This window comes from Kitasatospora sp. NPDC018619 (genome assembly GCF_044391605.1).
GTDB lineage: Bacteria > Actinomycetota > Actinomycetes > Streptomycetales > Streptomycetaceae > Kitasatospora.
Genome location: NZ_JBISAI010000003.1, coordinates 169,869 through 196,321, shown reverse-complemented (window position 1 = coordinate 196,321; position 26,453 = coordinate 169,869). Strand labels below are relative to the sequence as shown.

The window sequence follows — 26,453 nt, the reverse complement described above, 5'->3', positions numbered from 1 at the left end:
TGCGTCGAACGGGGTGGGGGCCGGCTCGGACATCCTTACGAACCGGTCATATTTCACCCAGAGACCTCCAAGTTTGGGTTGCTAGTTTCGGTGCGCATGACCAAGACCCTCCCCCCGGCCCCGCACGAGGTGCAGGCCGGGCAGCCGCGCCCGGTGCCTCCGCCCCGCCCCCGCGTGACGGGCTGGTCGAGACTCCGGTGGCTCGCCTGGCCGCTCTACCTGACGTGCCTGCTCTGGTTCCTGCGGACCGAGGGCATCCCCGCGGCCAACGACGTGCTGTTCCTCTGGCTGATCGCCGCCCTGCTGACCGCCGCCGTGCACAGCGGGCACGGCCCCCGCGGCTTCCTCCTGGTCCTGCGCGACTGGGTCCCGGTGATGGCCGTGGTGTGGACGTACTCGCTGCTGCGCGGCTACGGCGCCCACACCCCGTGGGCTCCGCACTGGCTGCCGCAGCTGCGCTTCGACGAGGTGCTCGGCTTCGGCGAGACCTGGACCGTCCGGCTCCAGCACGCCCTCTACACCCCCGGCTCGGCGCACTGGTACGACTACGCCGCGGTGGCGGTCTACCTGTCGCACTTCTTCGTCGTCTTCCTGCTGCTCGCGGTGCTCTGGCGGCGCGCCCACCACCGCTTCCGCCAGCTGCTCGCCGCCTACCTGACGCTCACCTTCGCGGGCTTCGCCACCTACCTGCTGTACCCGGCCGACCCTCCGTGGCTGGTCTCCCAGGAGGGCAACCTGCCGCACCTGGCCCGGGTGGTCTGGGAGGTCGTCTCGCTCAGCGGGCTGCCGCAGGCCGACTCGCTGCTGGAGAACGGCAGCCAGTTCGCCAACGACGTCGCCGCGATGCCCTCGCTGCACTCCGCCTACCCGGCGATGCTGCTGTTCTTCTTCTGGCCCACCGCCAGGCGCTGGCTGCGGGCGGTGCTGGTCGCCTACCCGCTCGCGATGACCTTCACCCTGGTCTACGGCGCGGAGCACTTCATCATCGACGTCTTCGTCGGCTGGGCCTACGCCGCCGCGGTGGTGTTCGGGCTGCGCCGGCTGCGCAGGCGTCGGGAGGCAGGGGCCGGGGCGGGGGCAGCGGCCGAGGCCGAGGCAGGGGCTGGGGCAGCGGCCGAGGCAGGGGCCGGGGCGGGGGCAGCGGCCAAGGCCGAGGCAGGGGCCGAGGCGACCGCGCCCGCCGTCACCGGTCCGGTTCCGGCGGAGGGCGCGGCTCCGGCGAAGGGCACGGCAGACTTGGCCGGGTGAAACCGAGCGCACCGACGAAGCCCACCCCCGAGCAACTGCTGGCCGCCAAGGACGGCACCATCCCGGACGTCTCCGGGCCCGGGCTGCGGGTGCTGTTCTGCGGCATCAACCCGGGCCTGTGGTCCGGCGCCACCGGCCACCACTTCGCCCGCCCGGGCAACCGCTTCTGGCCCGCCCTGCACCGCTCCGGCTTCACCCCGCGCCAGTACCGCCCGGACGAGCAGCAGGAGCTGCTCGCGCTCGGCCTGGGCATCACCAACGTCGCCCCGCGCACCACCGCCAAGGCGGACGAGCTGACCGCCGAGGAGCTGCGCGAGGGCGGCGCCGCCCTGCGCGAACGGGTGCTGCGGCTGCGCCCGCGGGCCCTGGCGGTGCTCGGCATCGGCGCCTACCGGACGGCCTTCGGGCAGCGCCGGGCCCTGCTCGGGCGGCAGCCGGAGGGCATCGGCGACACCGAGGTGTGGGTGCTGCCCAACCCCAGCGGCCTCAACGCCCACTACACCCTGGACGGGCTGGCCGAGGAGTTCCGCAAGCTCCGGGAGGCCGTCGGGGGCTGAGCGGTGGGGCCGGCGCCCGCACCGCGCCCGCTCACCCCGGCAGCACGGCCAGTTCGAGCGCGGCCAGCCGGGCCGGGTCGGCCACCACCTCGTACCCGGCCACCCGGCCGTCCGCCACCGCCGTCCGCAGCACCAGCCGCAGCCGCCCGTCCGGGGCGATCAGGATCCCGGGCACCCCGTCCACCAGCGCCACCGCGCCGTAGCGGGCCCGGCGGCCGAAGACCGTGGTCTCCCGGGCGACGGCCCGCGCGCCGCGGACCACCTCGGCCCGGCCCGGCCCCAGCACCGCCGGATCGGCCCGGCGCACCACGTCCGGGGCCAGTACGGCCAGCAGCTCGGCCAGGTCCCCGCCCCGGGCGGCGGCCAGGAAGGCCTCCACCACCCGGCGGTGCCCGGCCAGCGGCTCCGGCGGCAGCACGGCCGTCCCGCGGACCCGCTGCCGGGCCCGGCTGGCCAGCTTCTTGGCGGCCGCCGGGGTCCGCCCGACGATCGGCGCGATCCGGTCGAAGGGCACCGCGAAGCCGTCGTGCAGCACGAAGGCGACCCGTTCGGCCGGGCCCAGCCGGTCCAGCACCACCAGCAGCGCCCGGCCCACCGACTCGACCAGCAGCGCCTCCCGCTCCGGCTCCGGGCCGCCCGAGACGTCCGGCAGCGGCTCCTCGGCCGGCTCCTCGCGGCGCGCGGCACGGGCCCGCAGCAGGTCCAGGCAGATCCGGGAGACCACCGTGGTCAGCCAGCCGGGGAGGTTGTCGATCTCCGCCCGGTCGGTGCGGACCAGTCGCAGCCAGGCCTCCTGCACGGCGTCCTCGGCCTCGTCGGTCGAACCCAGCATCCGCTGGGCGATCGCCCGCAGCCGGCCGCGCTCGGCCTCGAAGCGCCCGGCCGCCGCGGCCTGCCCGGCGCCCCCGGCGAACGACCGCCCGGCATCCCCGGCGAACGACCGCCCGGCCGCCGCGCCCGACCCCGCGTTCCGGTCCATCGGTCACCTTTCCTCGGCGCGGTCCGTCACCGCTATGACGAACCGTCCCCCTCCGAGGTGACCAGGAGACCCCCATGACCTCCGCCACGCTGCTCCACCTGGACTCCAGCATCGGCCCGTCCGGCTCGGTCAGCCGCGCCCTGACGGCCCGCTTCGCCGAGGCCTGGCGCGCCCGGCACGGCTCCGCCGGGCAGCACCGGTACCGCGACCTCGCCGCCGATCCGCTGCCCCCGGTGCGCGCCGCCTTCGACGTCCTCGGCCGCCGCACCGAGCGCAAGGGGATCCTGCCGCTGGACGACATCGACCTCCTGGCCGAGGACCCGGACGAGGCCCGCGAGTGGGCGCTCAGCCGCCCGCTGATCGAGGAGCTGCGGAGCGCCGGGGTCCTGCTGGTCGGCAGCCCGATGTACAACTACACCGTCTCGGTCGGCCTCAAGGCGTGGATCGACCGGGTCACCTTCCCCGGCGTCCACCAGGACCCGCGGACCGGCGAGGCGCTGCTGCGCGACACCCGCGTGGTGGTCGTGGCGGTCCGGGGCGGCGGCTACGGGCCGGGCTCGCCGCGCGCCCACTGCGACTTCCAGGTCCCGTACCTGCGGGCGTACTTCGAGCGGATCGGGATCGCGGCGGAGCACCTGCACGTGGTCACCGCCGAGCTCACCAGGGCCGCGGACATCCCGGCCCTGAACTCGCTGCGGCCGCTCGCCGCCGAGTCGCTGGCGGCCGCCGGGGCCGCGCTGGACGAGCTGGCCGCGACGCTCTGAGCCCGCGGCCCGGCCGCCCCCGCCCCGCGGCCGCACGCGCCCACGGGCGCGCCGGGAGCCCGGCGCCTACAGCGGGGTGACGGCCTTCAGCACCACCAGCAGGGCCACGGCCGCGTTCAGCGCGCACAGCGCCGACGCCGCCGTACCGAGCGCGGCGACCATCGCCGCGAGGCCCGCGGGCGTCTTGGCCGGCGGCCAGTTGCGGGAGGTCGGCACCGGGCCGAGCAGGGCGGCGACCCGCCGGGGCACCGGGCCGGCCGCCGCGGTTGCCGCCGGGGCGGCGAAGGCCGCGAAGCCGGGGGTCGGGGCGGCGTGCGAGACCAGGGCCGCCCGGGCGACGGCCCGCGCGGTGATCCGGCGGTCCCCCACCGCCTGCGCCGAGTCCTCGTCCGCCCAGCGCTCGGCGCTGTACGCCACCGCGCTCTGCAACGGCCGCAGGAACGGGTTGACGCAGGCCGCGAGCTGGGTGGTCAGCAGGTACCGGTGGTGGCGGTGGCTCAGGTGCGCCCGCTCGTGCGCGAGCAGCGCCTCGCGCTCGTCGGCGGCCAGGCCGGCCAGCATCCCGGTGGAGACCACCACCCGGCCCGGCGAGCCGGGCAGCGCGTAGGCGTACGGGCTGGCGTCCGGCAGCACCGCGAGGTCGGCGGGCCCGCCCGGCTCGGCGGGCAGGCCGCCCAGCGCCCGGCGGGCCCGGCCGCGCACCCGCAGGTGCCGCACGACCGTCCGGGCGCAGGCGAAGGCCACCAGGGCCAGCAGCCACATCGCGGCCGTGCCGACCGTCTCGTGGTACGGCAGGGCGGCCCGCACCTCCGGGTCGGACCAGCCGTCCGGGAGCGGGTTGCCGGGGATCTGCGCGGTGCCCACCACGCCGATCAGTCCGAGGCAGAGCACGCTGCACAGCGCCATCACCGCGCTGATCACGGTCATCAGCCGGGCCGCGCCGCGCGGGTGGAGGTGCTGCTCGGTCAGACGCGCGATCGGGACGGCGGTGAGCGGCAGGACGAGCGGGAGGAAGACGAAGAAGCCCACGGGTCAGCTCTCGCGGTCGGGCGCCGCAGGAGCGGCGGACGCGGCGTCCAGCAGCGTCCGCAGCAGCTCCTCGTCGTGCGGCAGCAGCGCACTGACGAAGCTGGCGAGGACGGCGTCCCGGTCCGCCTCCCCGTCGAGCATCCGGCGCATCCGCAGCGCGGCCAGGCCGGCGGCGTCCGCGGAGGCCTGCCACAGGTAGGACCGGCCGGACCGGCTCCGGGTCACGGCGTTCTTGGCGTGCAGCCGGGACAGGATGGTCATCACCGTGGTGTACGCCAGGTCGCCCTCCAGGCGCTCCTGGACCCACCCGGCGGACGCCGGTCCGGGCGCCTGCTGGAGCACCGCGAGCACCTGCGCCTCCAGTTCGCCCTGGCCGCGTCGCCTGGTCGGCGCGTCCCCGGCCGTCGGGGCGTGCCTCTGGTCTGCCATGACGGGCCACTCCCTCCGGATGCCGCGCCCGGACCGCCGGGCGCGGGTTCATCCTAACGAGCAAGGCGCCGCGCCGAACCGGTCCCGGCAGGGGTTCGACGGCGCACGGCCCCGCCCCACCGCGCCTCCGGACCGCCCGCCGGAGCGCCCGCCGCACCACTCGCCGCACCATCTGCCGGACCGAAAGGCCGCCAACCACCCGCCGACCACCCGCCGACCGGACACGGGCCCGCCCCGCTCAGGTCCGGGCCCGCTGGGTCAGCGCGATGCAGACCAGCACCACCACCGCGGTCGGCAGCGCGGCGGCCGGCAGCCGCTCGCCGAGCAGCAGCACCGACCAGACCAGCGTCAGCAGCGGCTGGGCGAGCTGGAGCTGGCTGGCCCTCGGCACCCCGATCGAGGCCATCCCCCGGTACCAGAGCACCAGCCCGCCGAGCTGCGAGACCGCCGCCGCGTACCCCAGCCCGACCAGCGCCTTCGCCCCGAGCCGCACCGGCTCGGCGCCCAGTCCGAGCACCGCGGTCAGCAGTGTCGCGGGCAGCGCGACCAGCACCGCCCAGGCGATCACCTGTCCGCCCGGCAGGTCCCGGGAGAGCCGCCCGCCCTCGGCGTACCCGGCGGCGCAGAGCAGCACCGCCGCGAACAGGTAGAGGTCGGCGAGGGTCGGCCGGCCGTGGCTCTGGACCAGCGTGAAGACGAGGACGGCCGCGGCCCCGGCGAGCGCCGCCGCCCAGAACGCCCGGGACGGGCGGCGGCCGGTGCGCAGCGCCGAGACCACCGCCGTGGCCAGCGGCAGCACGCCGATGACCACCGCCGAGTGGGCGGTCGAGGAGGTGCCGAGGGCGAGCGTGGTGAGCAGCGGGAAGCCGAGGACGCAGCCGGCCGAGACCACCAGCAGTCCGGGCCACTGCCCCCGCCGCGGCAGCCGGGCGCGGACGGCCGCCAGGTAGAGCGCCGCGAGCAGTGCGGCCAGCACGCCGCGCAGTCCGGTCGCGGACCACGGGCCGAAGCCGGTCAGGGCCCACGCGGTGGCGGGGAAGGTGAGCGAGAAGGAGGCCACCCCGAGGGCCGCGAGGGCGGTGCCCGAGGCGCTCGCCCGGCGAGGTGCTATCGCCTGCGGCAGGGTAGCGCTATCGTGTGCTGTCATGAACGAGCGTAGCAGTGTGGCCGAACTCGCCGACATCCTGCGACGCGAGGTCGAGCGCTACCCGGAGGGGCGGAAGCTGCCGGCCAGCCGCGCCCTGGTCGAGCGCCACCAGGTCAGCCCGGTGACGGTCTCCCGGGCCATCGCGGTGCTGGTCGCCGAGGGTCTGGTGGTCTCCCGGCCCGGCGCCGGGGTGTTCCGGGCGGCCGCCTTCGCCGCGGCCCCGGCCGTCCCCGCCCCGCCGGCCGGCCGCACCGGCGACCTCTCCTGGCAGCAGATCGCGCTCAGCGCCGACTCCGGCCCGCGCGACCTGCTGGCCGTCCCGGTGTTCGACACCCTCCGGGTGCCCCCGCCGGACGTCGTCGACCTCAACAGCGGCTACCCGCACTCCGCGCTGCTGCCCGAACGGCTGCTCGCCGCGGCCCTCGCCCGGGCGGGCCGGCGGCCGGGCGCCTGGGACCGCCCGCCCACCGACGGCCTGACCGAGCTGCGCGGCTGGTTCGCCCGCGACATCGGCGGGCACGGCGGGCCGGTCGGCGCCGGGGACGTCCTGATCACCGCCGGCGGGCAGAGCGGGCTGACCGTCGCCATGCGGGCGCTCGCCGCGCCCGGCTCCCCGGTGCTGGTCGAGTCACCGACGTACCCGGGCATCCTGGCGGTCGTCCGGGCGGCCGGACTGCGGCCCGTCCCCGTCCCGGTCGACGCCGACGGGGTGCGCACCGACCTGCTGGCGGACGCCTTCGCCGCCACCCGGGCGCGGGTCTTCGTCTGCCAGCCGCTGTTCCAGAACCCCACCGGCGCTGTGCTCTCCCCCGGGCGGCGGGCGGAGGTGCTGCGGATCGCCCGGGCGGCCGGGGCCTTCGTGGTCGAGGACGACTTCGCCCGGCTGCTGGTCCACGCGGACGCCCCCGCGCTGCCCCGCCCGCTGGCCGCCGACGACCGGGACGGGGTCGTGGTGCACCTGCGCTCGCTGACCAAGGCGGCCTCTCCCAACCTGCGGATCGGCGCCCTCAGCGCGCGCGGCCCGGCGCTCGCCCGGCTGCGGGCCACCCAGGTGGTGGACAGCTTCTTCGTGCCCCGGCCGCTCCAGGAGACCGCCCTGGAGCTGGTCGCCGACCCGGCCTGGGCGCGCCACCTGCGCACCCTCGGCGCGGAACTGCGCGACCGCCGCACCGCCGCCGTCGCCGCCCTGCACCGCGAGCTGCCCGGCGTCCTCGGCGCCCACCGCCCCGGCGGCTACCACCTGTGGCTGCGCCTGCCGGACGGTGTCGACGACACCGCCCTCGCCGGGGCCGCCCTGCGCGCGGGCGTCCAGCTCTCCCCCGGCCGCCCGTACCACCCGGCCGAGCCCCCGGCCCCGTACCTGCGCCTGAGCTACGCCGCCGCGGAGAGCTCCGCCCAGGTCGCCGAGGGCGTCCACCGCCTGCGCCTGGCCTACCAGGAGACGGCGGGCTGACGCCCGGCCCGGGGGACAGCCCGGAGTGCCCGGCCCGGGTCGGACGGCCGGATGGACCGCCGGGAGGACGGCCCGGGAGGACGGTCCGACCGGGAGGACCGCCCGCTACCGCCGGTAGCCCGCCATCCGCTCCAGGCGGGCGATGCGCTCGGCCATCGGCGGGTGGGTGGAGAAGAGCCTCGCGCCGGCCTCGCCGGGCCGGAAGGGGCTGGCGATCATCATGTGGCTCGCGGTCTGCAGCTGCGGCTCCGGCGGCAGCGGCAGCCGGCGGGTACCGGCGTCGAGCTTGCGCAGGGCGTCGGCGAGGGCCAGCGGGTCCCCGGTGATCCGGGCGCCGTCGGCGTCGGCCTGGTACTCCCGGGAGCGGCTGACGGCCATCTGGATCAGCCCGGCCGCGAGCGGGCCGAGGATCATGATGGCGAGCATCCCGAACAGCCCCGGGCCGTCCTCGTCGTCGTTGCGGCCGAACGGGACCAGCCAGGCGAAGTTCACCAGGAACATCACCACCGAGGCGAGCGCCCCGGCCACCGAGGAGATCAGGATGTCCCGGTTGTAGACGTGGCTCAGCTCGTGCCCGAGCACGCCGCGCAGCTCGCGCTCGTCCAGGATCCGCAGGATGCCCTCGGTGCAGCAGACCGCCGCGTTGCGCGGGTTGCGGCCGGTGGCGAAGGCGTTCGGCGCCTCGGTCGGGGAGATGTAGAGGCGGGGCATCGGCTGGCGGGCCGAGGTCGAGAGCTCGCGGACGATCCGGTACAGCCCGGGGGCCTCGAACTCGCTGACCGGCCGGGCCCGCATGGCCCGCAGCGCGATCCGGTCGCTGTTCCAGTAGGCGTAGGCGTTGGTCCCGAGGGCGACCAGCAGGGCGATCACGAAGCCGGTGCGGCCGAAGAAGCTGCCGATCACCAGGATCAGCGCGGAAAGGCCTCCGAGCAGGACGGCGGTCCTCAGTCCGTTGTGCCGGCTGTGCACGTCAGGCCCTCCAGTGGTGCGGTGGGGAAGCCCTTTCTGCCTCGTCCCTCTTGCCCGGTCAACGGGTGGGGCCGGGGACCTTGTTCCCTTGTGACCGACGCGACACCGCCGGACCGGGGCCCCGCCACCGCCGCGGCACCGACCGGGGCCGCCGCCCGGGGCCGCCCGGGCCGCACCCCCGGTCCGGCCCGTCGGGGCTCAGAACAGCGAGCCGCCCGCCACCTGGAGGACCAGCTGCGGGGCCACCGAGAGGACCACGGCGGCCGAGGCGGTGAGCCCCAGCGTCGCGGCGAGGCCCGCCGGCAGGCGCTGCCCGGCGGCGGGCTCCCCGCCGCGCGCCTCGTCCGCCGGGGCGAACAGCCGGGCCGTCCACAGCAGGTAGTAGGACAGGGCGACGACCACGTTGACGGCCATCACCACGGCCAGCCAGCCCAGCCCGGCGTCGACCGCCGCGCGGAACACCACGACCTTGCCGAACAGGCCGATCACGCCCGGCGGCAGCCCGGCCAGGCAGAGCAGGAAGAAGGCGAGCGCCAGCGCCGTCCAGCGGTTGCGGGCGAACAGGCCGCGGAAGTCGTCCACGCCGACCCCGGGTCGCCGGTCGACGGCGGCCACCACCCCGAAGGCGCCGAGGTTCACCACGCCGTAGATCAGCGCGTACGCGGCGGTGGCGCCGAGCGGGTCGGCGCCGGTGGGCGCGTAGCCGGCCGCGGCGAGCGGCACCAGCAGGTACCCGGCCTGGCCCACGGAGGACCAGGCGAGCAGCCGCACCGCGCTGTACCGGGTGTCGAAGCGCTGCCGCAGCGCGCCGACGTTGCCGACGGTCATGGTGACGGCGGCCAGCACCGCGAGCACCAGGCCCCAGGTGTGGGCGTACGGGCGGAAGGCGACGGTGGTGGCGAGGGCCAGCCCGGACAGGCCGGCCGCCTTGCCGACCACTGAGAGGTAGCCGGCCACCGGCAGCGGGGCGCCGGTGTAGGTGTCGGGCACCCAGAAGTGGAACGGGACGGCGGCGACCTTGAAGGCGAAGCCGACCAGGGTCAGCACCGCCCCGGCCTCGGCGAGCGGCCTGAGCTGCCCGGGGGCGTGCGCCAGGCCCTCGGCGACGGCGCCCAGGTGCAGGCTGCCGCTCGCCGCGTAGACGAAGCCGACGCCGAGCAGCATCACCGCGGTCGCGGTCACCGAGGAGACGAAGAACTTGAACGCGGCCTCGGCGCCGCGGCCGTCCCGGCGCAGCGCGACCAGCGCGAAGGCGGGCAGCGAGGCGACCTCCAGGGCGATCACCATGGTGGCGAGGTCCCGGGAGGCGGGCAGCAGGGCGGCACCGGTGGCGCTGGAGAGCAGCAGGAACCAGTACTCGCCGCGCGGCAGCTTCTCGTCCTCGACGGTGTGCGCCGACAGCAGCGCCGCGATCAGCGCGCCGCCGAGGGCGAGCAGCTGGAACACCAGGGCGAAGTGGTCGGCGACGTACGAGCAGCCGCCGTTGTCAGACCCTCCTGCTACGTTCTGCACACAGAAGGTCGCCCGGGGTGACGATCCGGTGAGGGGAAGGAGCGCGATGAGGGCGAGGGCGAGTCCGGCCGCGGTGAGGCGGCCGAGCCACCTCTTGTGCCGCTCGGGCAGGAAGAGGTCCGTGAGCAGCACGGCGACGGCGGCCACGGCGGCGATCAGCGGGGGCGCGATCGCCACCCAGTCCACGGACTGGATCAGGCTGCCCGGGTTGGCTACGGCGAGGGAGGTCACAGTGTGCTGCCCCGTGGAGTGAGGTCCGAGTGCGGCGGTCTGGGCTGCGAGCACGGTCAGCCACCCCCGAGGAGGTGCTTGACGGCGGGGTCGGAGAGGCCGAGCAGCAGCGCGGGCCAGAGGCCGGCGAGCAGGGTGAGCGCCGCCAGCGGCGTCCAGCTGACGGCCTCGTACGGGCGCAGGTCGGCGAGCTCGGCCGCCGGGGCGGGCTGCGCCGGGTCGCCCATGCAGACGCGCTTGACCACGATCAGGAGGTACGCGGCGGTGAGGAGGGTGCCGAGGCCGGCCAGGACCATGTAGGTGACGAACGCGGGGCGCGAGAGGCCCGCGGCCGGGTCGAACGCGCCGAACATGGCGAGCAGCTCGCCCCAGAAGCCGGCCAGCCCGGGCAGGCCGAGGCTGGCGACGGCGGCGAAGGCGAGCAGCACGCCGAGCCGTGGGGCCCGGCCGTACAGGGCGGCGCCGGTGGTGCCGGCGAGGGTGTCGAGGTCGGCCGTGCCGTAGCGGTCCTTGAGCGCGCCGACGACGAAGAACAGCAGGCCGGTGATCAGTCCGTGCGCGATGTTGGCGAACAGCGCGCCGTTGACGCCCACCGGGGTGAGGGAGGCGATGCCGAGCAGCACGAAGCCCATGTGGCCGACGGAGGAGTACGCGACCAGGCGCTTGAGGTCGCCCTTGGCGCCCGGGCGGGAGAGCGCGAGGCAGGCGAGCGAGCCGTAGACGATGCCGACGGCCGCGAAGGCGCCCAGGTAGGGGGCCAGGGTGGCGGCGCCGTCCGGCACGACCGGGAGGAGGACACGGACGAGGCCGTAGGTGCCCATCTTCAGCAGCACGCCGGCGAGCAGCACCGAGCCCACCGTCGGGGCGGCGGTGTGCGCGTCGGGCAGCCAGCTGTGCAGCGGCCAGGCGGGCGCCTTGACCGCGAGCCCGACCAGGACCGCCAGCGCGGCGACCACCTGGGTGGTGTGGCTCAGGCCGGTGCCGTGCGCGGCGGCCAGGGCCTGCATGTCGAAGGTGCCGGCCTTGCTGCCGATCAGCAGGAAGCCGAGCAGCATCACGGCCGAGCCGAGCAGCGTGTAGAGGATGAAGCGGTTGGCGGCCGGCACCTTCGCGCCGCTCCCCCAGCGGGCGATCAGGAAGTACATCGGGATCAGCACGATCTCGAAGGCCAGGAAGAAGAGCAGGAGGTCCAGCACCGCGAAGGTGGCCAGCATGCCGACTTCGAGCAGCAGGAACAGCCCGGCGAAGGCCTGCGCGGAGGGCACCGACCCGCCGCCCGGCAGCCGCTTCTCCGAGTACAGCGCGCAGAGGAAGGTGAGCAGCGCGGTCAGCACGACCAGCGGCAGCGAGACGCCGTCCACGCCGAGGTGGAGGCGCACGTGCAGGGCCGGGATCCACTCCACGTCGGTGGTGGCCTGCATCCGGGCGGGCTCGTCGTGGTCGAAGCCGGCCGCGAGTGCGACGGCGAGCAGCAGCACCGCGCCGGTGACGACGGTGTTCAGCCGCAGGGCCCGCCGGTCGGCCACGGCCCGGTCCGGCCCGAACACCGGCGCCAGGGTGAGCACGGCGCCGAGCAGCGGCACCACCAGGAGGGCGATGAGGACTGCGTTCATCGGGGGCTCCCGGCAGCGGTCGAGGGGACGGGGGTCGAGGACAGCAGCACCGGCTACACCGCCACCAGGACGGCCAGCAGGACGACGGCGGCCAGCAGGGCGCTGAGGTACGTCTGCGCGTTGCCGGTCTGCGCGAGCCGCACGGCCCGGCCGAGCAGGTTGGCACCCGCCCCGCTGCCGCGCACGTAGGTCTCGACGACCTCGCGGTCGAGGAAGCGGACCAGCCTGGCCGCGGCGCCCACCGGGCGGACGAACAGCGCGTGGTGGAGCCGGTCGACGCCGAAGCCGTGCCGGGCCGGGTCGAACAGCGGGCCGAGCAGGGTGCGTCCCGGGTCGGCGACGATCACCTCGGCGGCCGGGGCGCCGCCCTGCCCGGGCACCCTGCCCGCGGCGGCCGGGGCCGGCTGCCCGGTGCCCAGCCGGGCGGTCGCCGCGCGCCAGGCGCCGTACGCGGCGATGGCGCCGACCGCGGCGAGCCCCGTCCCGGTGACGGCGGTGACGGCGGAGGGCCGCAGCGAGCCGCCGTCCAGCAGCGCGGGCAGCCAGTCCGAGCGCAGGCCGAGGACACCGAAGCCCATCGTCGGCACGGCCAGCACCCACAGCGGCCAGCGCATCGCGGGCGGCTCGGCGGCGGCCGGGTCGGCCTCGTCGAGCTCGGGCGAGTAGGGCGCGCCGGCCTCGTGGTCGGCCGCCACGGTGGCCCGGTCGGCGGCCGGCAGCACCTGCGGTGCGGCCGCGGCGGCCCCGGCCGGGCTGTGGAACGCGACCAGGAACAGCCGGGTGGCGTACGCGGCGGTGAGCAGCGCGGTGAGCCCGGCGGAGATCAGCACGATCCACCCGGCCGCCTGCGGCACCGCCGAGGCCGGGCCGAGCCCGTTGGTCAGCGCGTCGCCGTTGGCGGCGTGCTCGGCCGCGGTCAGCACCGCCTCCTTGCTGAAGAAGCCGGAGAACGGCGGCAGCCCGACCAGGGCGACCAGCGCGATGCCCGTCGTCCAGTAGGCGTCCGGCACCCGCTTGCGCAGCCCCGGGATGCGGGACATCGCGGAGAGCGAGTTGGTGTGGGCGGCGTGGATCACCACCCCGGCGGCCAGGAACAGCAGCGCCTTGAACGCGCCGTGGCTGACCAGGTGGAAGACGGAGGCCTCGCGGTCCCCGCTGGCCAGCGCGCCGGCCATGTAGCCGAGCTGGCCGACGGTGGAGTAGGCCAGCACCCGCTTGAGGTCGTCCTGGGCGAGCGCGCAGAGCGCCGACCCGATCATCGTCACGGCGGCCGCCACCGCGAGCACGACCAGCGCCGCGCCGGACAGCAGGAACACCGGCAGCAGCCGGGCGACCAGGTAGATGCCGGCCGCGACCATGGTGGCGGCGTGGATCAGCGCGGAGACCGGCGTCGGGCCGGCCATCGCGTCCGGGAGCCAGGTGTGCAGCGGGAACTGCGCGCTCTTGCCGGCCACGCCGGCGAGCAGCAGCAGCGCCGTCAGCGTCGGGTGCCCGAGCCTGCCCTCGGTCGCGGCGGCCAGCACGTCCGGGACGCGGAAGCTGCCGGCGTCCGCGCCCAGCAGGAAGATCCCGAACAGGAACGGCACGTCACCGAGCTTGGTGACCAGGAAGGCCTTCAGCGAGGCCGAGCGGGCGTCCGCGCTCTCCCAGTGGTGGCCGATCAGGAAGTACGAGCACAGGCCCATCACCTCCCAGCCGACCAGCAGCACGATCAGGTCGCCCGAGTAGACGACCAGGAACATCGCCGCGGTGAACAGCGAGACCAGCGCCGCGTACGAGGGGTAGCGCGGGTCCTCCTTGAGGTACGCGGTCGAGTAGACCTGGACGCAGGTGGCGACCACGCCGACCAGCACCGAGATCAGCGAGGCGAAGCCGTCCAGGTGGAGCGCGAGCGCGACGTCCGGGCCCCCGGTCGGGGTCAGCCGGGTGGCGGCGTCCAGGGTCCGGCCGGTGCCGAGCTGGAGGGCGACCACCAGGGCGAGCACCGCCGCGGCGGCGACCGGGACGATCGCCAGCGGCCGGGCCAGCCCGGGGGCCTTCTTCCCGACGGCGAGGGTCGCGGCGGCACCCAGCGCGGGCAGCGCCGGGACGAGTACGGGCAGGGCGAGGTTCATGCGGTGGCCCGGCCCTTCAGTGCCTCGGCTCCGGTGGCGGGCCCGGCGCCGAGCGGCGCCTCCTCGACGGCGTGCGCCTCGGCCGGGTCGCCGAGCGCGGTGGCCCGGTCGATGTCCGCGGTGCCCCGGGCCCGGAACAGCAGCAGCACGATGGCGAGCCCCAGCCCGACCTCGGCGGCGGCGACGGTGATGGTGAACAGGGTGAGCGCCTGCCCGGCGTGCAGCGAGTCCCGCAGCCAGGCGTCGAAGGCGACCAGGTTGAGGTTGACGGCGTTGAGCATCAGCTCGACGGACATCAGCACCAGGACGGCGTTGCGCCGGGCGAGCACGCCGTACACGCCGACGCCGAACAGCAGCGCGGCGAGGACGGCGGGGTAGACGAGGTGCATCAGCCCTCCTGCTCGGGGGTCGACGGCTCGGCGGCGGCCGGGGCCGGCTCCGCCTTCGGCGCGGTCGCGGCGACCGTCCCGTTGGAACCGACCGGCCGACCGGCGCGCAGCCGGCCCGCCCGGGGCGCCGGCACCCGCCGCCGCCCGCCGCGGGAGAGCACGATCGCGCCGACCAGCGCCGCCAGCAGCAGCACCGACAGCGCCTCGAAGGGCAGCACCCAGTGCCGGAACAGGCTGGCCCCGGTGACGGCGGCCGAGCCGCCGCCCTGGCCGAGGTCGATCCAGGAGGTCCGGAAGGCGTCGACGACCAGGGTGACCAGCGTTCCGGCCGCGGCCAGCGCCACGACCAGCGCCACCGGGCGGTTCTTCGAGTCGGCGTCCGGCGAGCGCCCGATCGGCGCCTTGGTGAGCATCAGCCCGAACAGCACCAGGACGACCACCGAGCCGAGGTAGATCAGCACCTGCACCCAGGCGATGAACTCGGCCGTCAGCAGCAGGAACTCCACCGCCAGCCCGCCGAGGGCGACCACCAGCCACAGGGCGGCGTGCACCAGTTGCCTGGTGGTCACCGAGACCACGGCCGAGCCGAGCACGGCGATCCCGACCAGCAGGAAGACGATCTCCTGGCCGGTCGGGGACAGGAACGAACGGGCGGCCGGCTCCAGGGAGCCGGTCGCCGCGAGGAGCGTGGCGGCACCGGTCACGCGTCGTCACCCTTCTCCTCGACGGCCGCGGCGGCGGCCGCCGCCAGCTTGTCCGCCGCCTTGCGGGCGGTGGCGATCTCCTTGGGCTCCTCGGCCGACGGGTCCAGGGCCGGCGGCGCGGGGACGGTCCACATCCACTCGCGGAGCTTCTCCCGCTCGTGGGTCAGCTCGTGGATGTCGGTCTCCGCGTACTCGAACTCGGGCGACCAGAACAGCGCGTCGAAGGGGCAGACCTCGATGCAGATCCCGCAGTACATGCAGAGCGAGAAGTCGATGGCGAAGCGGTCCAGCACGTTGCGGGTGCGGGCCCGGGCGTTCGGCTCGGCGGCCGGCAGCGTCTCCTTGTGGGAGTCGATGTAGATGCACCAGTCCGGGCACTCGCGCGCGCAGAGCATGCAGACCGTGCAGTTCTCCTCCAGCAGCGCGATGACGCCGCGCGACCGCGGCGGCAGCACCGGCTGCACGTCGGGGTACTGCGCGGTGACGCTCTTGCGGGTCATCGTCCGCAGCGTCACGGCCAGCCCCTTGGCCAGCCCGGCACCGGGAAAACTCATGAGATCGCCACCTTGATGATGCCGGTGAGGGCCAGCTGGACGAGCGCGAGCGGGATCAGCACCGTCCACGCGAAGCGCATCAGCTGGTCCTCGCGCAGTCGCGGGTAGGTGACCCGCAGCCAGATGACCACGAAGGCCAGCGCGAAGGTCTTGAGGATCGTCCAGAGCCAGCCGAGCTGGTCCGGCAGCGGCCCGTGCCAGCCGCCCAGGAAGAGCACCGCGGTCAGCCCGGACACCACCAGGATGCCCACGTACTCGGACAGCAGGAACAGCGCGAACCGCAGGCCGGTGTACTCGGTGTACGCGCCGAAGATGATCTCCGAGTCGGCGACCGGCATGTCGAACGGCGGGCGCTGGAGCTCGGCCAGGCCGGCCGTGAAGAAGACGAACGCGCCAATGAGCTGCCAGGGCAGCCAGTACCACTCCCAGGCGTCCACGATCCCGGGCAGCGACAGCGTGCCGGCGGCCATCGCCACCGAAGCCGCCGCCAGGACCATCGGCAGCTCGTAGGACATCAGCTGCGCGGCCGTGCGCAGGCCGCCGAGCAGCGAGAACTTGTTCGCCGAGGCCCAGCCGGCCATCAGCTTGCCGATCACGCCCACGCCCATCACGGCGAGCACGAAGAACAGGCCGGCGTCGACCGCCTGGCCGACGAAGCCGTCCGGGCCGACCGGGATCGCCAGCAGCACGAAGAGGTACGGCAGCAGCGAGACGGCGGGCGCCAGCCGGAAGATCCGGCGGTCCGCCCCGGCCGGGACGATGTCCTCCTTCTGCGCGAACTTCACGCCGTCCGCGACGAGCTGCGCCCAGCCGTGGAAGCCGCCCGCGTACATCGGGCCGAGCCGGCCCTGCATGTGCGCCATGACCTTGTGCTCGGTCTGGCCGATGACCAGCGGGAAGACCAGGAAGACGACGAGGGTGGCGACGCAGCGCAGCACCGTGTCGAGCAGGTTCACGTGCCGTCTCCGTCCTGCGCGGCCGGTCCGGCCGGGGTCTCGTCCTGCTGCTCGACGGGCTCCGCGGGCCCTGCGGGCACGTCCGGCCCGTCCGGCTTCCCGTCGTGGGCGGGCACCGGGTTGTGCCAGGGCGCGTCGGAGGACCGCGGCGCGTCGGCGGGCCGGGGACGGGCGGGAGCCGCCGGCTCGGCGGCCGGCCCGGCGGCCGTCTGGCTGGCCGAGCCCTCGGAGACCGACCTGGTCCGCCGCGGCCGGTCCGCCCGCACCGGCGGGGCACCCCCGCCCGGAGCGGCCGCCGGAGCCTCGACGGCCTCCTGGCTCGCCGATCCCTCCGAGACCGACCGCGTCCGCCGCGGCCGGTCCGCCCGCACCGGAGCACCGCCCTCGGCACCCGCACCGGCAGCGGCACCGGCCGCCCGGGGCGTCCGCGCCGCCGCCCCCGCCGCCCGCACACCGCGCGCGGGCCGCTCGGCGACCGGCGGCAGGGTGCCCTTGAGCGGCCCCCACTCGTTCGGGTCCGGCACACCGGCCGGCTGCATCTTGCGCCGCGCCGGCCCGCCGCCGTGGTCGGACTCGCCGGGCTCCTTGGCGCCCGGCCAGTCCTTGGCGACCCGGGCCGCGAGCACGAACTCCTTGCGCAGCGGGTGCCCCTCGAAGCCCTCCGGCAGCAGCAGGGTGACCAGGTGGGGGTGCCCGGGGAAGTCGATGCCGAACATCTCGTGCGTCTCGCGCTCGTGCCAGGCGGCACCCGCGTACACCGAAACGGCGGTCGGCAGCGCCGCCCCGGCGCGCGGCAGCCGGGTGCGCAGCGCGAGGTGCCGCACGCCCGGCGCGCCGGCGGCGGCCAGGTGGGCGACCACGGAGAAGCCGTCGGCGAGCTCGTCGACGGCGCTCAGCCAGTCGAAGAAGCCCAGGCCCAGGACGTCCCGGGCGTTGGTGAGCGCCTCGATCCAGTGCTCGGCCGGGACGTCGACGGTGACCAGTCCGTACGCCTCGGCGCCGGTCGCCCACTCCCCGACCGACGCCGCGTACTGCTCGGCGGACGTCACGAGACCCCTCCCTCGCCGGTGCCGGCCGACGGCCCGGCCACCGGCGGACGGCGCAGCGCCGCGGCGGGCGCGGTGTAGCGGTCCGGCAGGGACTCGGCGGCGATCTTCTCCTGGAGCTTGAGGATGCCCTGGAGCAGCGCCTCCGGCCGCGGCGGGCAGCCGGGCACGTAGACGTCCACCGGGATGATCTGGTCCACGCCCTTGGTGACCGCGTACGAGTCCCAGTACGGTCCGCCGGAGTTGGAGCAGGCCCCGAAGGAGATCACGTACTTCGGCTCGGGCATCTGCTCGTAGAGGCGCTTGACGGCGGGCGCCATCTTGTCGGTGACCGTCCCCGAGACGATCATCAGATCGGCCTGCCGGGGGCCGGGGGCGAACGGGATGACACCCATCCTGATGAAGTCGTGCTTGGCCATCGACGCGGCGATGAACTCGATCGCGCAGCAGGCCAGCCCGAAGTTGAAGCACCACAGGCTGTAGCGGCGCCCCCAGTTGAGCACCACCTTGACCGGGTCCGGCGCGAGCCGGGCCAGCGGGCCGATGCCGCGGCGCTCGACGGCGCCGGGGCGCGCCGGGTCCGGCAGGCCGAGCGGGACGGGGCCGCCCTCGGCGCCGCCGTGCGAGTGGGAGTGCGTCACGTCCATTCCAGAACGCCCTTCTTCCAGGCGTAGAGCAGCCCGACCGCGAGGAAGCCGATGAACAGGAACATCTCGACCAGCGTCCCGGCGCCGTAGCCGGCGGAGGCGAAGACGGTCGCCCAGGGGAACAGGTAGACCGCGTCCACCGCGAAGATCACATAGAGGAAGGCGTACACGTAGTAGCGGATCTGGGTGTGCGCCCAGTCCTCGCCCACCGGATCGACCCCGCACTCGTACGCGAGGAGCTTCTCGGGCGAGTACACCACGGGCCGCAGCAGTCGGTTGGCGGTGAACGCCACGGCGACGAAGAGCACCCCGACGACGGCCAGCAGGCCCATCGCGGCGTACGCGTCGAAGTAGCCGCTGCCGACCGCCGGGTCGGCCGCGACGACAGCCGCGTGCTTCCCCTCCATGCCTTCGCCTCCACCTCGGCCGTGAACCCGCCCTCAGGACAGTTCTACGACGTTTGCTCCCACCGGCCCAACCTCGGCCAAAGCGTGAGTCTAAGGGGACCGCTCCGCTGCGCCCGAACCCTGCCCGCTCCGCAAGACGGCCGCTGGACACCCCCGCGGACGTCCGGCGGCCCGGCCCGGGGTGGGGTTAACCCCCGGCCGGGAAGATGTATCACCCCCATGGCGTCCACCGCCCGCGGTTCGGGAAGCTTGGTCCGGCCGCACGAGGAAGAGGGACGGTAGATCCGATGAAGCCGCTGCACCACCACACCGAGGGCGCCGTCGAGGATCAGGACGCCCGGACGGCACGCCCCGCGCTGTACGGCGCGCGGATGTGGCACCAGGTCGGGCGGCTGATGCTCAACTTCCCGCTCGGCGCCGTCGGCTTCGTGGTGACCGTCCTGGCGCTCTCGGTCGGCCTGGGCCTGTCGGTCACCGTCGTCGGCCTGCCGATCCTGGCGGGCGGCCTGGCCGTCTCGCGGTCGCTGGGGGCGCTGGGCCGGCGGCGGGCGCGGTCGGCGTACGGCTCCGGGATCGACGAGCCGCAGCCGGTGCGGCCGCGCCGCCCGGGCGTGGTCGGCTACACCATCGCCCACCTCACCGACCTGCTGAACTGGCGCTCGGCGCTCTACAACCTGCTGATGCTGCCCTGGGGCATCCTGAGCTTCACCCTGACCCTGGTCTCGGTGGTGGTGCTCTGGCCGCTGCTGCCCTGGGTGGTCCGGGGGCTGGCCGCGGTCGACCGCATCCTCATCGAGTCGCTGCTCTTCCCGGGCGCGCTGGCGGAGCGGGTGCGCGAGCTGGAGGACGACCGCGGCACCGTGGTCGACACCGCGGCCGCCGACCTGCGCCGGATCGAGCGCGACCTGCACGACGGCGCCCAGGCCCGGCTGGTCGCGCTGGCGATGGACCTCGGCATGGCCAAGGAGCGGCTGCGCGAGGTGGAGACCGAGGACGACATCGCGGCCGCCACCCGGATGGTCGACAACGCCCACGGCGAGGTGAAGCTGGCCCTCCAGGAGCTGCGCGACCTGGCCCGCGGCATCCACCCGGCGGTGCTCACCGACCGCGGCCTGGACGCCGCGCTGTCCGCGGTCGCCGCCCGCTGCACCGTCCCCGGCGGGGTCCGGGTGAACGTCGACCTGGCCGGTGCGGACGGCCGGCCCGAGCGCCCGGACTCGGCGGTCGAGGGCATCGCCTACTTCACCGTCAGCGAGTTGCTGACCAACGTCTCCAAGCACGCCGGCGCCCGCTCCGCCTCCGTCGAGGTCTGGCGCTCGGAAGACCAGCTGATGGTGCTGGTCCAGGACGACGGCAAGGGCGGCGCGGCCCCCTACCCGGGCAGCGGCCTGGCCGGGCTGGCCGAGCGGATCCGCGCGGTGGACGGGGTCTTCCTGGTGGAGAGCCCCGAGGGCGGCCCGACCACCGTCACCGTCGAGCTGCCCTGGCGCACCCGCACCGCCCGCCGCTGACCCTCCGGCGGGAACGCCAGGGCGCCGGTGCCGCGTCGGGGCGAGGACGTGGCACCGGCGCCGGTCCGGTACGGCCCCCGGCCCGCCGGGCCCTTGCGCGGCGTGCGGGCCGGAGGCGCCGTACCGGGGCTCAGGGCGAGGAGGTCTGGGCGGACTGGAGCTCGCCGAGGGTGACGTCGGCCGTCCTGGTGTTGCCGTCCCGGGTGTAGGTGACGGTGACCTTGGTGCCCGGGGTGAGCGAGGCGAGCGCGGTGGTGAGCGCGTTCAGCGAGTCGACCGGGGTGTCGCCGATCCGGGTGATCACGTCGCCGGCCTGGAGCCCCGCCGAGGCCGCCGCCCCGCCCGGGGCGACCGCCACGATGACCGCGCCGGCCGGCTGGAACTGCTGGTTGAAGCTGGTCCGGGCGGTGATGCCGAGGGCGGCCCGCCCGGAGTTGGTGACCTTGCCCTGCTTGATCAGCTGGTCGGCGATGTTGGTGATGGTGCTCGCCGGGATGGCGAAGCCGATGCCAGGGGCGGCCGCGCCGTTGGTCTGCGGCTCGGTCGCGGCGAGCGTGTTGATGCCGATCACCTTGCTGTTCAGGTCCACCAGCGCGCCGCCGCTGTTGCCCGGGTTGATCGCCGCCGAGGTCTGCACCATGTTGCCGATGGTGGCGCCCGGCGACCCGGGGCCCTGGGGCTCGGAGACGGTCCGCCCGGTGGCCGAGACGATGCCCTGGGTGACGCTGCTGGAGAGCCCCAGCGGGCTGCCCATGGCGAGGGTGATCTGGCCGAGCTGGACCTTGCTCGAATCGCCGAAGCTCGCGGGCTTGAGCCCGCCCGGCGGGTTGTTCAGCCGGATCACCGCGAGGTCGGAGTCCGGGTAGCTGGCGACCAGGCCGGCGTCCAGCGTCGTGGTGCTGTTGGCGAGGGTCACCGTGAAGGACTTCGCGGTGCCGATCACATGGGCGTTGGTGACGATGTCGCCCTTGTCGTCGTAGACGATCCCGGAGCCGAGGCTGTCCCCGGTGGTGATCTGCACCACGGAGGGCAGCACGTTGGCGATCACCGCCTGGTACGCCTCCTGGAGCTGGGTCGCGCCGTTCGACGGGCCGGAAGTCGCGGCCGGCTGCGCGGAACCGGAGGGCGAGCCGGTGGCGGCGACGGTGGACGAGGAGGGCGAGCCGGTGCTGCTGCACCCGGCCAGCGCCAGCGCCGCCGCCAGCGCGACCGCGGCCGCTCCCGGCAGCCGCCCGGACGGCGCCCGCGGCCCGGTCGGCCGCGGCCCGGCGGGCAGGGGGCGGGTGTGTTCCTTGGGACGGCGCACCTGGCTGCCTCCGATCCGTCACCGCGCCGAGGGGGCGCGGGCATGAGTGCACGGAAATCCTGGTCAGCTTTTCACCGTTTTGTCCGGTTTGCTGCCTCGACTCGCCCGAACGTGGCGATCGATTCCGAACGCCTAGGATCGGCACATGACTTGGTTGATCACCGGCGGTGCCGGATACATCGGCGGACACGTCGTCCGACAGCTGCTCGACGCCGGGGAGCGCGTCGCCGTCCTGGACGACCTCAGCACCGGCGACGCCTCCCGGCTGCCGGCCGGCGTCCCCCTGATCGAGGGCTCCACCCTGGACCGCGCCGCGCTGGACGCCGCGATCCGCGAGCACGGCGTCGAGGGCATCCTGCACTTCGCCGCCAAGAAGCAGGTCGGCGAGTCCGTCGAGCAGCCGTTCCTGTACTACCGCGAGAACATGATCGGCCTCCAGACCGTCCTGGAGGCGGCCGCCGAGGGCGGGGTGAAGCGCTTCCTCTTCTCCTCCTCCGCCGCGGTCTACGGCATGCCGGACGTCGACCTGGTGACCGAGTCCACGCCCTGTGCCCCGATGAGCCCGTACGGCGAGACCAAGCTGGCCGGCGAGTGGCTGGTCGCCGCGGCCGGCCAGGCGTACGGCATGTCCACCGTGGCCCTGCGCTACTTCAACGTGGCCGGCGCCGCCTCCCCCGAGCTCTCCGACGCCGGGGTGTTCAACCTGATCCCGATGGTCTTCGAGCGGCTCACCGCCGGCCAGGCCCCGCGGATCTTCGGCGACGACTACCTGACCCCGGACGGCACCTGCGTCCGCGACTTCATCCACGTCTCCGACATCGCCTCGGCGCACGTGGCCGCCGCCAAGCGGATGGCCGCCGACCCGGCCGGCGCGACCCGGCTGGTGCTGAACATCGGCCGCGGCGAGGGCGTCAGCGTCAAGGAGATGCTGGAGGTGATCGGCAAGGTCACCGGCTACGACACCGCCGCCGAGGTGACCCCGCGCCGCCCCGGCGACCCGGCCCGGGTGGTGGCCTCCGCCGACCTGATCCACCGCGAGCTGGGCTGGAGCGCCCGCCACGACGTGACGGAGATGGTCTCCTCGGCGTGGGACGGCTGGTGCAGCCGCCACCCCGGGGCCCGCAGGGCCTGAGCCGACGGGCCCCGGGCGGGGCCCGTCCGGCGGTGTCCGCCCCGCGGTTCAGCGGGCGGGCACCGCCGTGCCGTAGAAGGCGTCCAGCGCGTAGACGCAGCGGTCCTTGGAGCCGACGAAGACCCGGCCGCCGACCGCCACCGGGGAGCCGGTGAGCTCGCCCTTGGTGCCGAGCTCCCAGCGCAGCTGACCGCTCGCCAGGTCCAGGGTGTGCAGCGAGTGGTCCCGGCTGCCCAGGTGCACCAGGCCGTCGGCCACCGCCGGGGAGCCGACGATCTCGCCGCGGGCGGTGTAGCGCCAGCGCTCCCGGCCGGTGGCCGCCTCGAAGGCGTACAGCACCTCGCCGTTGCCGACCAGCACCATGCCGTCCGAGACCACCACCGGGTCGGCGCCCTGGCGGCGGCCGGTGACCCCGCGCCAGCGGTCCAGGCCGGTGGCCGCGTCCAGCGCGTGGACGGTGCCCAGGTAGTCGGCCACGTAGACCGCGTCGGCGTCCAGCGCGGGCGGGGTGAACAGCACCACCGGGGCCTCGAAGCGCCAGCGCTCGGCCCCGGTGGCCGCGTCCAGCGCGTACACCCGGGTGCCGGCCGACAGGTACAGCACCCCGCCGCGCTCGACCGGGTGCGAGGGGACGTCCTCGCCGACCGGGAAGGACCAGCGCAGGCCCGCACCGCGCGGGTCGACGCAGCGCAGCCGCCCGCCGCCGTAGTAGTAGGCGGCGCCGCCCACCAGGACCGGCCCGGACTGCGGGTTCTCGTAGTCCTGCTGGGCGTCGTCGGCGCGCCACAGCTCGGCGCCGCCGACGGCCGAGCGGAGCTGGACGCCGCCGCCCCTGATGCCGCAGCAGAGCACGCCGTCGGCGGCGGAGAGCGAGTAGACCCAGCCGTCCAGCGAGGTGCGCCAGCGCTCGGTGCCGTCCGCGGCGTCCACGGTGTACAGGTGCGGCCCGTCCGCGGCGTGCACCAGGCCGGCGTCCACCGCGAGCGCCCAGGCGACGTCCCGGGTCTTGTAGCGGCGCTCGCCGGAGGCGATGTCCAGCGCGTGCACCTCGAAGCTGGAGACGAACAGCGTGCCGTCGGCGACCACCGGGGTGCCCCACACGTCGTTGGACATCCGGAACCGCCAGGGGCGCCAGCGGGCGACCGGCGGGGGCGGCGGGGCGGGGGCCCGGCGGACCCAGTCGGTCGTGGCCGGGGCGGTGCTCGGGCCGGGCTGCTCGTGCTCGGCCCGCGGCCCCGGGCCTATCCGCACCGAGGCGCCGGAGAGCTGCACCTCGACGGCGCCGCCGGTGGGCGCCCGGTGCCGGTTCGGGGAGGCGATCTTCGCGGTCGGGGGCTCGCCCTCCGGGCCGAGCCCCGGGCGCGCCAGGCTGTGCACCGGGCCGGCCGGCGGCTGGGCGTGCCGGCCGCCCGGGTTGGTGCGCGGGTCGGCCGGCCCGAGGTGCTGCGGCGGGACGTGCGAGGGCGGCGCCGGCGGTCGCGGCGGCGGTGCCGGATCGGCCGCCGGGCGCGGCGGGGCGGCCGGCCGCCGGCCCCGCTTGCGCTCGATCAGCTCCAGCGCGTTGGCCGGCAGCCAGTCCCCAGCTTCGCCGGAGGCGTCGTCCCGGGAGAAGAGGTGCGGCGCCAGCTCGGCCTGGATCTGCGCCGGGGTGGGCCGGCGCTCGGGGGCCTGCTGCATGCAGGCGCGGACCAGGTCCATCAGCTCCGGCGGCATGCCGGTGAGGTCCGGCTCCTCGCGCAGCAGCTGGAACACCGTCTCGACCGGGTTGGTGCCCCGGTAGGGCGGGTGCCCGGTGGCGCAGAAGACCATCAGCGAGCCGAGCGAGAAGACGTCGCTGGCGCCCCGGACGGTACGGCTGTCCCTGGCCTGCTCGGGGGACATGTAGGCGGGGGTGCCGACCGCGACGTTGGTCATGGTGAGCCGGGTGCTGGAGACCCCGGCCGCGATGCCGAAGTCGATCACCTTCGGGCCGTCCTCCACCACCAGGACGTTGGAGGGCTTGAGGTCGCGGTGGATCAGCCCGGCCGCGTGGATGGACTGGAGGGCCTCCGCGATGCCGGCGACCAGCCAGCGGGTGGCCTCCACCGGCAGCGGGCCGCAGTCCTCGACCAGGTCCTCCAGCGAGGGGGCCGGGATGTAGGCGGTGGCCAGCCAGGGCACCCGGGCGTCCGCGTCGGCGTCCACCACCGCCGCCGTGTAGAAGCCGCCGACCGTCTTGGCCGCCGCGATCTCCCGGGCGAAGCGGACCCGGAACAGCTCGTCCTCGGCCAGCTCACCCCGCACGGTCTTGATGGCCACCCGCCGCCCCGACGCGGAGCGCGCCAGGTAGACCAGCCCCATCCCACCCGCGCCGAGCCGCCCCAGCACCTCGAAGGGCCCGATCCGCCTCGGATCGTGCGCCGTCAGCTGGTCCACTCCGCTGCCACCTCCCCGTTGTCCGCACCCGCCGCGTGGTGCCGGACCCGATTCTCCAATGCCGTCCCGCGCATATCCAACCTCCCCCACTCCCCGGAGCCCGCCGTCCGGGCCCGGACGGCGCCCCGGACGGGCCGCTGACCAGCGGGGACGGAACGGCCGGATCCTGACGCCCGCTCCGGGGTCGGCTTGCGCCCGGAGCCCCGGACCGTCTGCTTCCGGACGGTCCCGCACCCTTCAGCCATCGTCACGCTCCGTCACCCGACCACCCCTCAGCGGACTCGCCGTCACGCTGTGAGGTCAAAAGCACACGGGGGGGCTTCAACAAGGGCTTCGAGGCCCCGGTGAATATCCGTCCGAAGTGGTTCATGCCGCTATACCGCCCCCCGTGCGGAGTAATAGTCGCATCACCGAATCGCGCCAAGATCGTGCCACGGTAAGCTGACGGCATGACAGGACAAGTTCGCACCGTCGACGGTCGCGTCGCCGGGCGACGCGGACAGGAGACGCGGCAGAAGCTGCTCGACTGCCTCCGCGAGATGCTCAGCACGTCGCCCTATCGGGACGTCAAGGTCATCGACGTCGCCCGTATGGCGGGTACCTCCCCCGCGACCTTCTACCAGTACTTCCCGGATGTCGAGGGCGCTGTCCTCGAAATCGCCGAGGAAATGGCCAAGGACGCCGACCAGCTCAAAGAGCTGGTGGCCGGAAAGTCCTGGGCAGGGAAGTCCGGACCGACCACTTCGGAAGAACTGGTCGACGGATTCCTCGCCTTCTGGCGCAAGAACGACGCCATTCTCCGAGTGGTCACGCTCGGTGCCGCCGAAGGGGACAAGCGGTTCTTCAAGATCCGCATGACGGTCCTCAACGCGGTCGCCAAGCCACTCGCGGAGGCCGTCAAGGAACTCCAGGCGAAGGGTCAGGCCGACAAGTCGCTGGACCCGAACGCCGTGGCCGGGGCGCTGGTCTCGCTGCTCGCCTCGGCGGCCGAGCACCAGAAGGCCTTCACTTCCTGGGGCGTCAAGGTCAAGGATCTCAAGCCCAACCTCGCTCCCCTGGTGTACCTGGGCGTCACCGGCAAGAAGGCGCCCAAGTAGGGACCGTCCCCCACCCACCATCCGCTCCGCGCGCAGCCCCGGCCTCCTGTCCGGGGAACGACGGACGGCGGCCGTGTCCTCGGGGGAGGTCCGCCGACGTACCGCACGCGCGCCAGACATGCCGGTGGGGGGGGCCCCCCCCCCCGGGGGGCCCCCCCCCCCCGGTGGCGGGGGGGCCCCCCCCCACCCCGGCCCGGCGGGGGCCTCGCGCCCCCCCCCGCGCCCCCCCCCCGGCGGGGAGCGC

The 26,453-nt window shown here is 75.2% G+C and carries 24 protein-coding genes; 7 read left to right on the top strand and 17 right to left on the bottom strand.

The features are described from left to right. The first annotated feature begins 96 nt into the window (after nucleotides 1–96). Both ACH5AR_RS05880 and mug read left to right on the top strand, forming a co-directional pair. Nucleotides 97–1,248: a phosphatase PAP2 family protein gene (locus tag ACH5AR_RS05880; RefSeq protein WP_396300152.1), complete on the top strand. Its 1,152-nt coding sequence runs from the start codon at nucleotides 97–99 to the stop codon at nucleotides 1,246–1,248. Further along, nucleotides 1,245–1,805, top strand: a complete 561-nt coding sequence (gene mug / locus ACH5AR_RS05875; RefSeq protein ID WP_396300151.1) for a G/U mismatch-specific DNA glycosylase — start codon at nucleotides 1,245–1,247, stop codon at nucleotides 1,803–1,805. Before ACH5AR_RS05880 ends, mug begins: the two co-directional genes overlap by 4 nt. Nucleotides 1,806–1,836: 31 nt before the next feature. On the opposite strand, the gene ACH5AR_RS05870 is transcribed toward mug, so the two are convergent. Beyond that, on the bottom strand, nucleotides 1,837–2,784 hold the full coding sequence (locus ACH5AR_RS05870; RefSeq protein ID WP_396300150.1) for a sigma-70 family RNA polymerase sigma factor: 948 nt from the start codon (nucleotides 2,782–2,784) through the stop codon (nucleotides 1,837–1,839). Between the two features lie 74 nt (nucleotides 2,785–2,858). Between ACH5AR_RS05870 and ACH5AR_RS05865 the strand changes: the two genes are divergently transcribed. Next, on the top strand, nucleotides 2,859–3,548 hold the full coding sequence (locus tag ACH5AR_RS05865) for an FMN-dependent NADH-azoreductase (protein ID WP_396300149.1): 690 nt from the start codon (nucleotides 2,859–2,861) through the stop codon (nucleotides 3,546–3,548). 66 nt (nucleotides 3,549–3,614) lie between these two features. On the opposite strand, the gene ACH5AR_RS05860 is transcribed toward ACH5AR_RS05865, so the two are convergent. The 3 genes from ACH5AR_RS05860 to ACH5AR_RS05850 all read right to left on the bottom strand — a co-directional run bounded on the left by ACH5AR_RS05860 (nucleotide 3,615) and on the right by ACH5AR_RS05850 (nucleotide 6,153). Then, nucleotides 3,615–4,577 carry a M56 family metallopeptidase gene (locus tag ACH5AR_RS05860; RefSeq protein WP_396300148.1) on the bottom strand — a complete coding sequence of 321 codons (963 nt, stop codon included), beginning with the start codon at nucleotides 4,575–4,577 and terminating at the stop codon, nucleotides 3,615–3,617. A gap of 3 nt (nucleotides 4,578–4,580) precedes the next feature. After that, nucleotides 4,581–5,006 (bottom strand): BlaI/MecI/CopY family transcriptional regulator, encoded by a 426-nt coding sequence (locus ACH5AR_RS05855; RefSeq protein ID WP_396300147.1) that lies wholly within the window; start codon nucleotides 5,004–5,006, stop codon nucleotides 4,581–4,583. A 238-nt stretch (nucleotides 5,007–5,244) separates the two neighbouring features. Further along, nucleotides 5,245–6,153 carry a DMT family transporter gene (locus ACH5AR_RS05850; RefSeq protein WP_396300146.1) on the bottom strand — a complete coding sequence of 303 codons (909 nt, stop codon included), beginning with the start codon at nucleotides 6,151–6,153 and terminating at the stop codon, nucleotides 5,245–5,247. On the opposite strand from ACH5AR_RS05850, the gene ACH5AR_RS05845 reads away from it, so the two are divergent. After that, the gene (locus ACH5AR_RS05845) at nucleotides 6,152–7,606 is read left to right on the top strand and encodes a PLP-dependent aminotransferase family protein (protein WP_396300145.1); all 1,455 of its coding nucleotides are present in this window, start codon (nucleotides 6,152–6,154) and stop codon (nucleotides 7,604–7,606) included. The genes ACH5AR_RS05850 and ACH5AR_RS05845 overlap by 2 nt on opposite strands. A gap of 105 nt (nucleotides 7,607–7,711) precedes the next feature. On the opposite strand, the gene htpX is transcribed toward ACH5AR_RS05845, so the two are convergent. From htpX to ACH5AR_RS05790, 11 genes are all read right to left on the bottom strand, one after another. After that, complete coding sequence (gene htpX / locus ACH5AR_RS05840) at nucleotides 7,712–8,575, bottom strand: zinc metalloprotease HtpX (RefSeq protein WP_396300144.1); 864 nt, start codon at nucleotides 8,573–8,575, stop codon at nucleotides 7,712–7,714. A 198-nt stretch (nucleotides 8,576–8,773) separates the two neighbouring features. Beyond that, nucleotides 8,774–10,318 (bottom strand): NADH-quinone oxidoreductase subunit N, encoded by a 1,545-nt coding sequence (locus ACH5AR_RS05835; RefSeq protein WP_396300143.1) that lies wholly within the window; start codon nucleotides 10,316–10,318, stop codon nucleotides 8,774–8,776. Between the two features lie 56 nt (nucleotides 10,319–10,374). Continuing rightward, a complete protein-coding gene (locus tag ACH5AR_RS05830; RefSeq protein WP_396300142.1) occupies nucleotides 10,375–11,931 on the bottom strand; it encodes a NuoM family protein in 1,557 nt (518 codons plus the stop codon). 53 nt (nucleotides 11,932–11,984) lie between these two features. Then, nucleotides 11,985–14,045: an NADH-quinone oxidoreductase subunit L gene (locus ACH5AR_RS05825; protein WP_396300141.1), complete on the bottom strand. Its 2,061-nt coding sequence runs from the start codon at nucleotides 14,043–14,045 to the stop codon at nucleotides 11,985–11,987. After that, the gene (nuoK, locus tag ACH5AR_RS05820; protein ID WP_396300140.1) at nucleotides 14,042–14,434 is read right to left on the bottom strand and encodes an NADH-quinone oxidoreductase subunit NuoK; all 393 of its coding nucleotides are present in this window, start codon (nucleotides 14,432–14,434) and stop codon (nucleotides 14,042–14,044) included. Before nuoK ends, ACH5AR_RS05825 begins: the two co-directional genes overlap by 4 nt. After that, complete coding sequence (locus ACH5AR_RS05815; protein ID WP_396300139.1) at nucleotides 14,434–15,138, bottom strand: NADH-quinone oxidoreductase subunit J; 705 nt, start codon at nucleotides 15,136–15,138, stop codon at nucleotides 14,434–14,436. The genes nuoK and ACH5AR_RS05815 overlap by 1 nt, the downstream gene beginning before the upstream one ends. Further along, entirely contained in the window at nucleotides 15,135–15,692 is a 558-nt protein-coding gene (locus tag ACH5AR_RS05810; RefSeq protein ID WP_396300138.1) for a NuoI/complex I 23 kDa subunit family protein, read from the bottom strand. Before ACH5AR_RS05810 ends, ACH5AR_RS05815 begins: the two co-directional genes overlap by 4 nt. Beyond that, nucleotides 15,689–16,648, bottom strand: a complete 960-nt coding sequence (nuoH, locus tag ACH5AR_RS05805; RefSeq protein WP_396300137.1) for an NADH-quinone oxidoreductase subunit NuoH — start codon at nucleotides 16,646–16,648, stop codon at nucleotides 15,689–15,691. The genes ACH5AR_RS05810 and nuoH overlap by 4 nt, the downstream gene beginning before the upstream one ends. After that, the gene (locus ACH5AR_RS05800; RefSeq protein ID WP_396300136.1) at nucleotides 16,645–17,697 is read right to left on the bottom strand and encodes an NADH-quinone oxidoreductase subunit C; all 1,053 of its coding nucleotides are present in this window, start codon (nucleotides 17,695–17,697) and stop codon (nucleotides 16,645–16,647) included. The genes nuoH and ACH5AR_RS05800 overlap by 4 nt, the downstream gene beginning before the upstream one ends. Then, a complete protein-coding gene (locus tag ACH5AR_RS05795) occupies nucleotides 17,694–18,341 on the bottom strand; it encodes an NADH-quinone oxidoreductase subunit B (RefSeq protein WP_396300135.1) in 648 nt (215 codons plus the stop codon). The genes ACH5AR_RS05800 and ACH5AR_RS05795 overlap by 4 nt, the downstream gene beginning before the upstream one ends. Next, nucleotides 18,332–18,748: an NADH-quinone oxidoreductase subunit A gene (locus ACH5AR_RS05790; protein ID WP_396300134.1), complete on the bottom strand. Its 417-nt coding sequence runs from the start codon at nucleotides 18,746–18,748 to the stop codon at nucleotides 18,332–18,334. Before ACH5AR_RS05790 ends, ACH5AR_RS05795 begins: the two co-directional genes overlap by 10 nt. A 371-nt stretch (nucleotides 18,749–19,119) precedes the next feature. On the opposite strand from ACH5AR_RS05790, the gene ACH5AR_RS05785 reads away from it, so the two are divergent. Next, the gene (locus ACH5AR_RS05785) at nucleotides 19,120–20,259 is read left to right on the top strand and encodes a sensor histidine kinase (RefSeq protein WP_396300363.1); all 1,140 of its coding nucleotides are present in this window, start codon (nucleotides 19,120–19,122) and stop codon (nucleotides 20,257–20,259) included. A 130-nt stretch (nucleotides 20,260–20,389) separates the two neighbouring features. Here ACH5AR_RS05785 and ACH5AR_RS05780 read toward each other — a convergent pair whose 3' ends face one another. Then, nucleotides 20,390–21,535 (bottom strand): S1C family serine protease, encoded by a 1,146-nt coding sequence (locus ACH5AR_RS05780; RefSeq protein ID WP_396300362.1) that lies wholly within the window; start codon nucleotides 21,533–21,535, stop codon nucleotides 20,390–20,392. 175 nt (nucleotides 21,536–21,710) lie between these two features. On the opposite strand from ACH5AR_RS05780, the gene galE reads away from it, so the two are divergent. Then, the gene (gene galE, locus ACH5AR_RS05775; protein ID WP_396300133.1) at nucleotides 21,711–22,697 is read left to right on the top strand and encodes a UDP-glucose 4-epimerase GalE; all 987 of its coding nucleotides are present in this window, start codon (nucleotides 21,711–21,713) and stop codon (nucleotides 22,695–22,697) included. Nucleotides 22,698–22,745: 48 nt separating this feature from the next. Here the strand turns inward: galE and ACH5AR_RS05770 are convergent, their stop codons facing one another. Continuing rightward, nucleotides 22,746–25,112, bottom strand: a complete 2,367-nt coding sequence (locus tag ACH5AR_RS05770; RefSeq protein WP_396300132.1) for a PQQ-binding-like beta-propeller repeat protein — start codon at nucleotides 25,110–25,112, stop codon at nucleotides 22,746–22,748. A 449-nt stretch (nucleotides 25,113–25,561) separates the two neighbouring features. On the opposite strand from ACH5AR_RS05770, the gene ACH5AR_RS05765 reads away from it, so the two are divergent. Next, on the top strand, nucleotides 25,562–26,209 hold the full coding sequence (locus ACH5AR_RS05765) for a TetR family transcriptional regulator (RefSeq protein ID WP_224284690.1): 648 nt from the start codon (nucleotides 25,562–25,564) through the stop codon (nucleotides 26,207–26,209). Nucleotides 26,210–26,453: the final 244 nt, after the last annotated feature.

Coding starts and splice junctions, on each gene's coding strand:
- ACH5AR_RS05785 (WP_396300363.1), top strand. CDS start 19,120: ATGTGGCACCAGGTCGGGCGGCTGATGCTCAACTTCCCGCTCGGCGCC.
- ACH5AR_RS05830 (WP_396300142.1), bottom strand. CDS start 11,931: ATGAACGCAGTCCTCATCGCCCTCCTGGTGGTGCCGCTGCTCGGCGCC.
- ACH5AR_RS05855 (WP_396300147.1), bottom strand. CDS start 5,006: ATGGCAGACCAGAGGCACGCCCCGACGGCCGGGGACGCGCCGACCAGG.
- ACH5AR_RS05795 (WP_396300135.1), bottom strand. CDS start 18,341: ATGGACGTGACGCACTCCCACTCGCACGGCGGCGCCGAGGGCGGCCCC.
- ACH5AR_RS05865 (WP_396300149.1), top strand. CDS start 2,859: ATGACCTCCGCCACGCTGCTCCACCTGGACTCCAGCATCGGCCCGTCC.
- nuoK (WP_396300140.1), bottom strand. CDS start 14,434: ATGCACCTCGTCTACCCCGCCGTCCTCGCCGCGCTGCTGTTCGGCGTC.
- ACH5AR_RS05870 (WP_396300150.1), bottom strand. CDS start 2,784: ATGGACCGGAACGCGGGGTCGGGCGCGGCGGCCGGGCGGTCGTTCGCC.
- ACH5AR_RS05880 (WP_396300152.1), top strand. CDS start 97: ATGACCAAGACCCTCCCCCCGGCCCCGCACGAGGTGCAGGCCGGGCAG.
- galE (WP_396300133.1), top strand. CDS start 21,711: ATGACTTGGTTGATCACCGGCGGTGCCGGATACATCGGCGGACACGTC.
- ACH5AR_RS05765 (WP_224284690.1), top strand. CDS start 25,562: ATGACAGGACAAGTTCGCACCGTCGACGGTCGCGTCGCCGGGCGACGC.
- ACH5AR_RS05810 (WP_396300138.1), bottom strand. CDS start 15,692: ATGAGTTTTCCCGGTGCCGGGCTGGCCAAGGGGCTGGCCGTGACGCTG.
- ACH5AR_RS05825 (WP_396300141.1), bottom strand. CDS start 14,045: ATGAACCTCGCCCTGCCCGTACTCGTCCCGGCGCTGCCCGCGCTGGGT.
- ACH5AR_RS05845 (WP_396300145.1), top strand. CDS start 6,152: ATGAACGAGCGTAGCAGTGTGGCCGAACTCGCCGACATCCTGCGACGC.
- ACH5AR_RS05850 (WP_396300146.1), bottom strand. CDS start 6,153: ATGACAGCACACGATAGCGCTACCCTGCCGCAGGCGATAGCACCTCGC.
- ACH5AR_RS05790 (WP_396300134.1), bottom strand. CDS start 18,748: ATGGAGGGGAAGCACGCGGCTGTCGTCGCGGCCGACCCGGCGGTCGGC.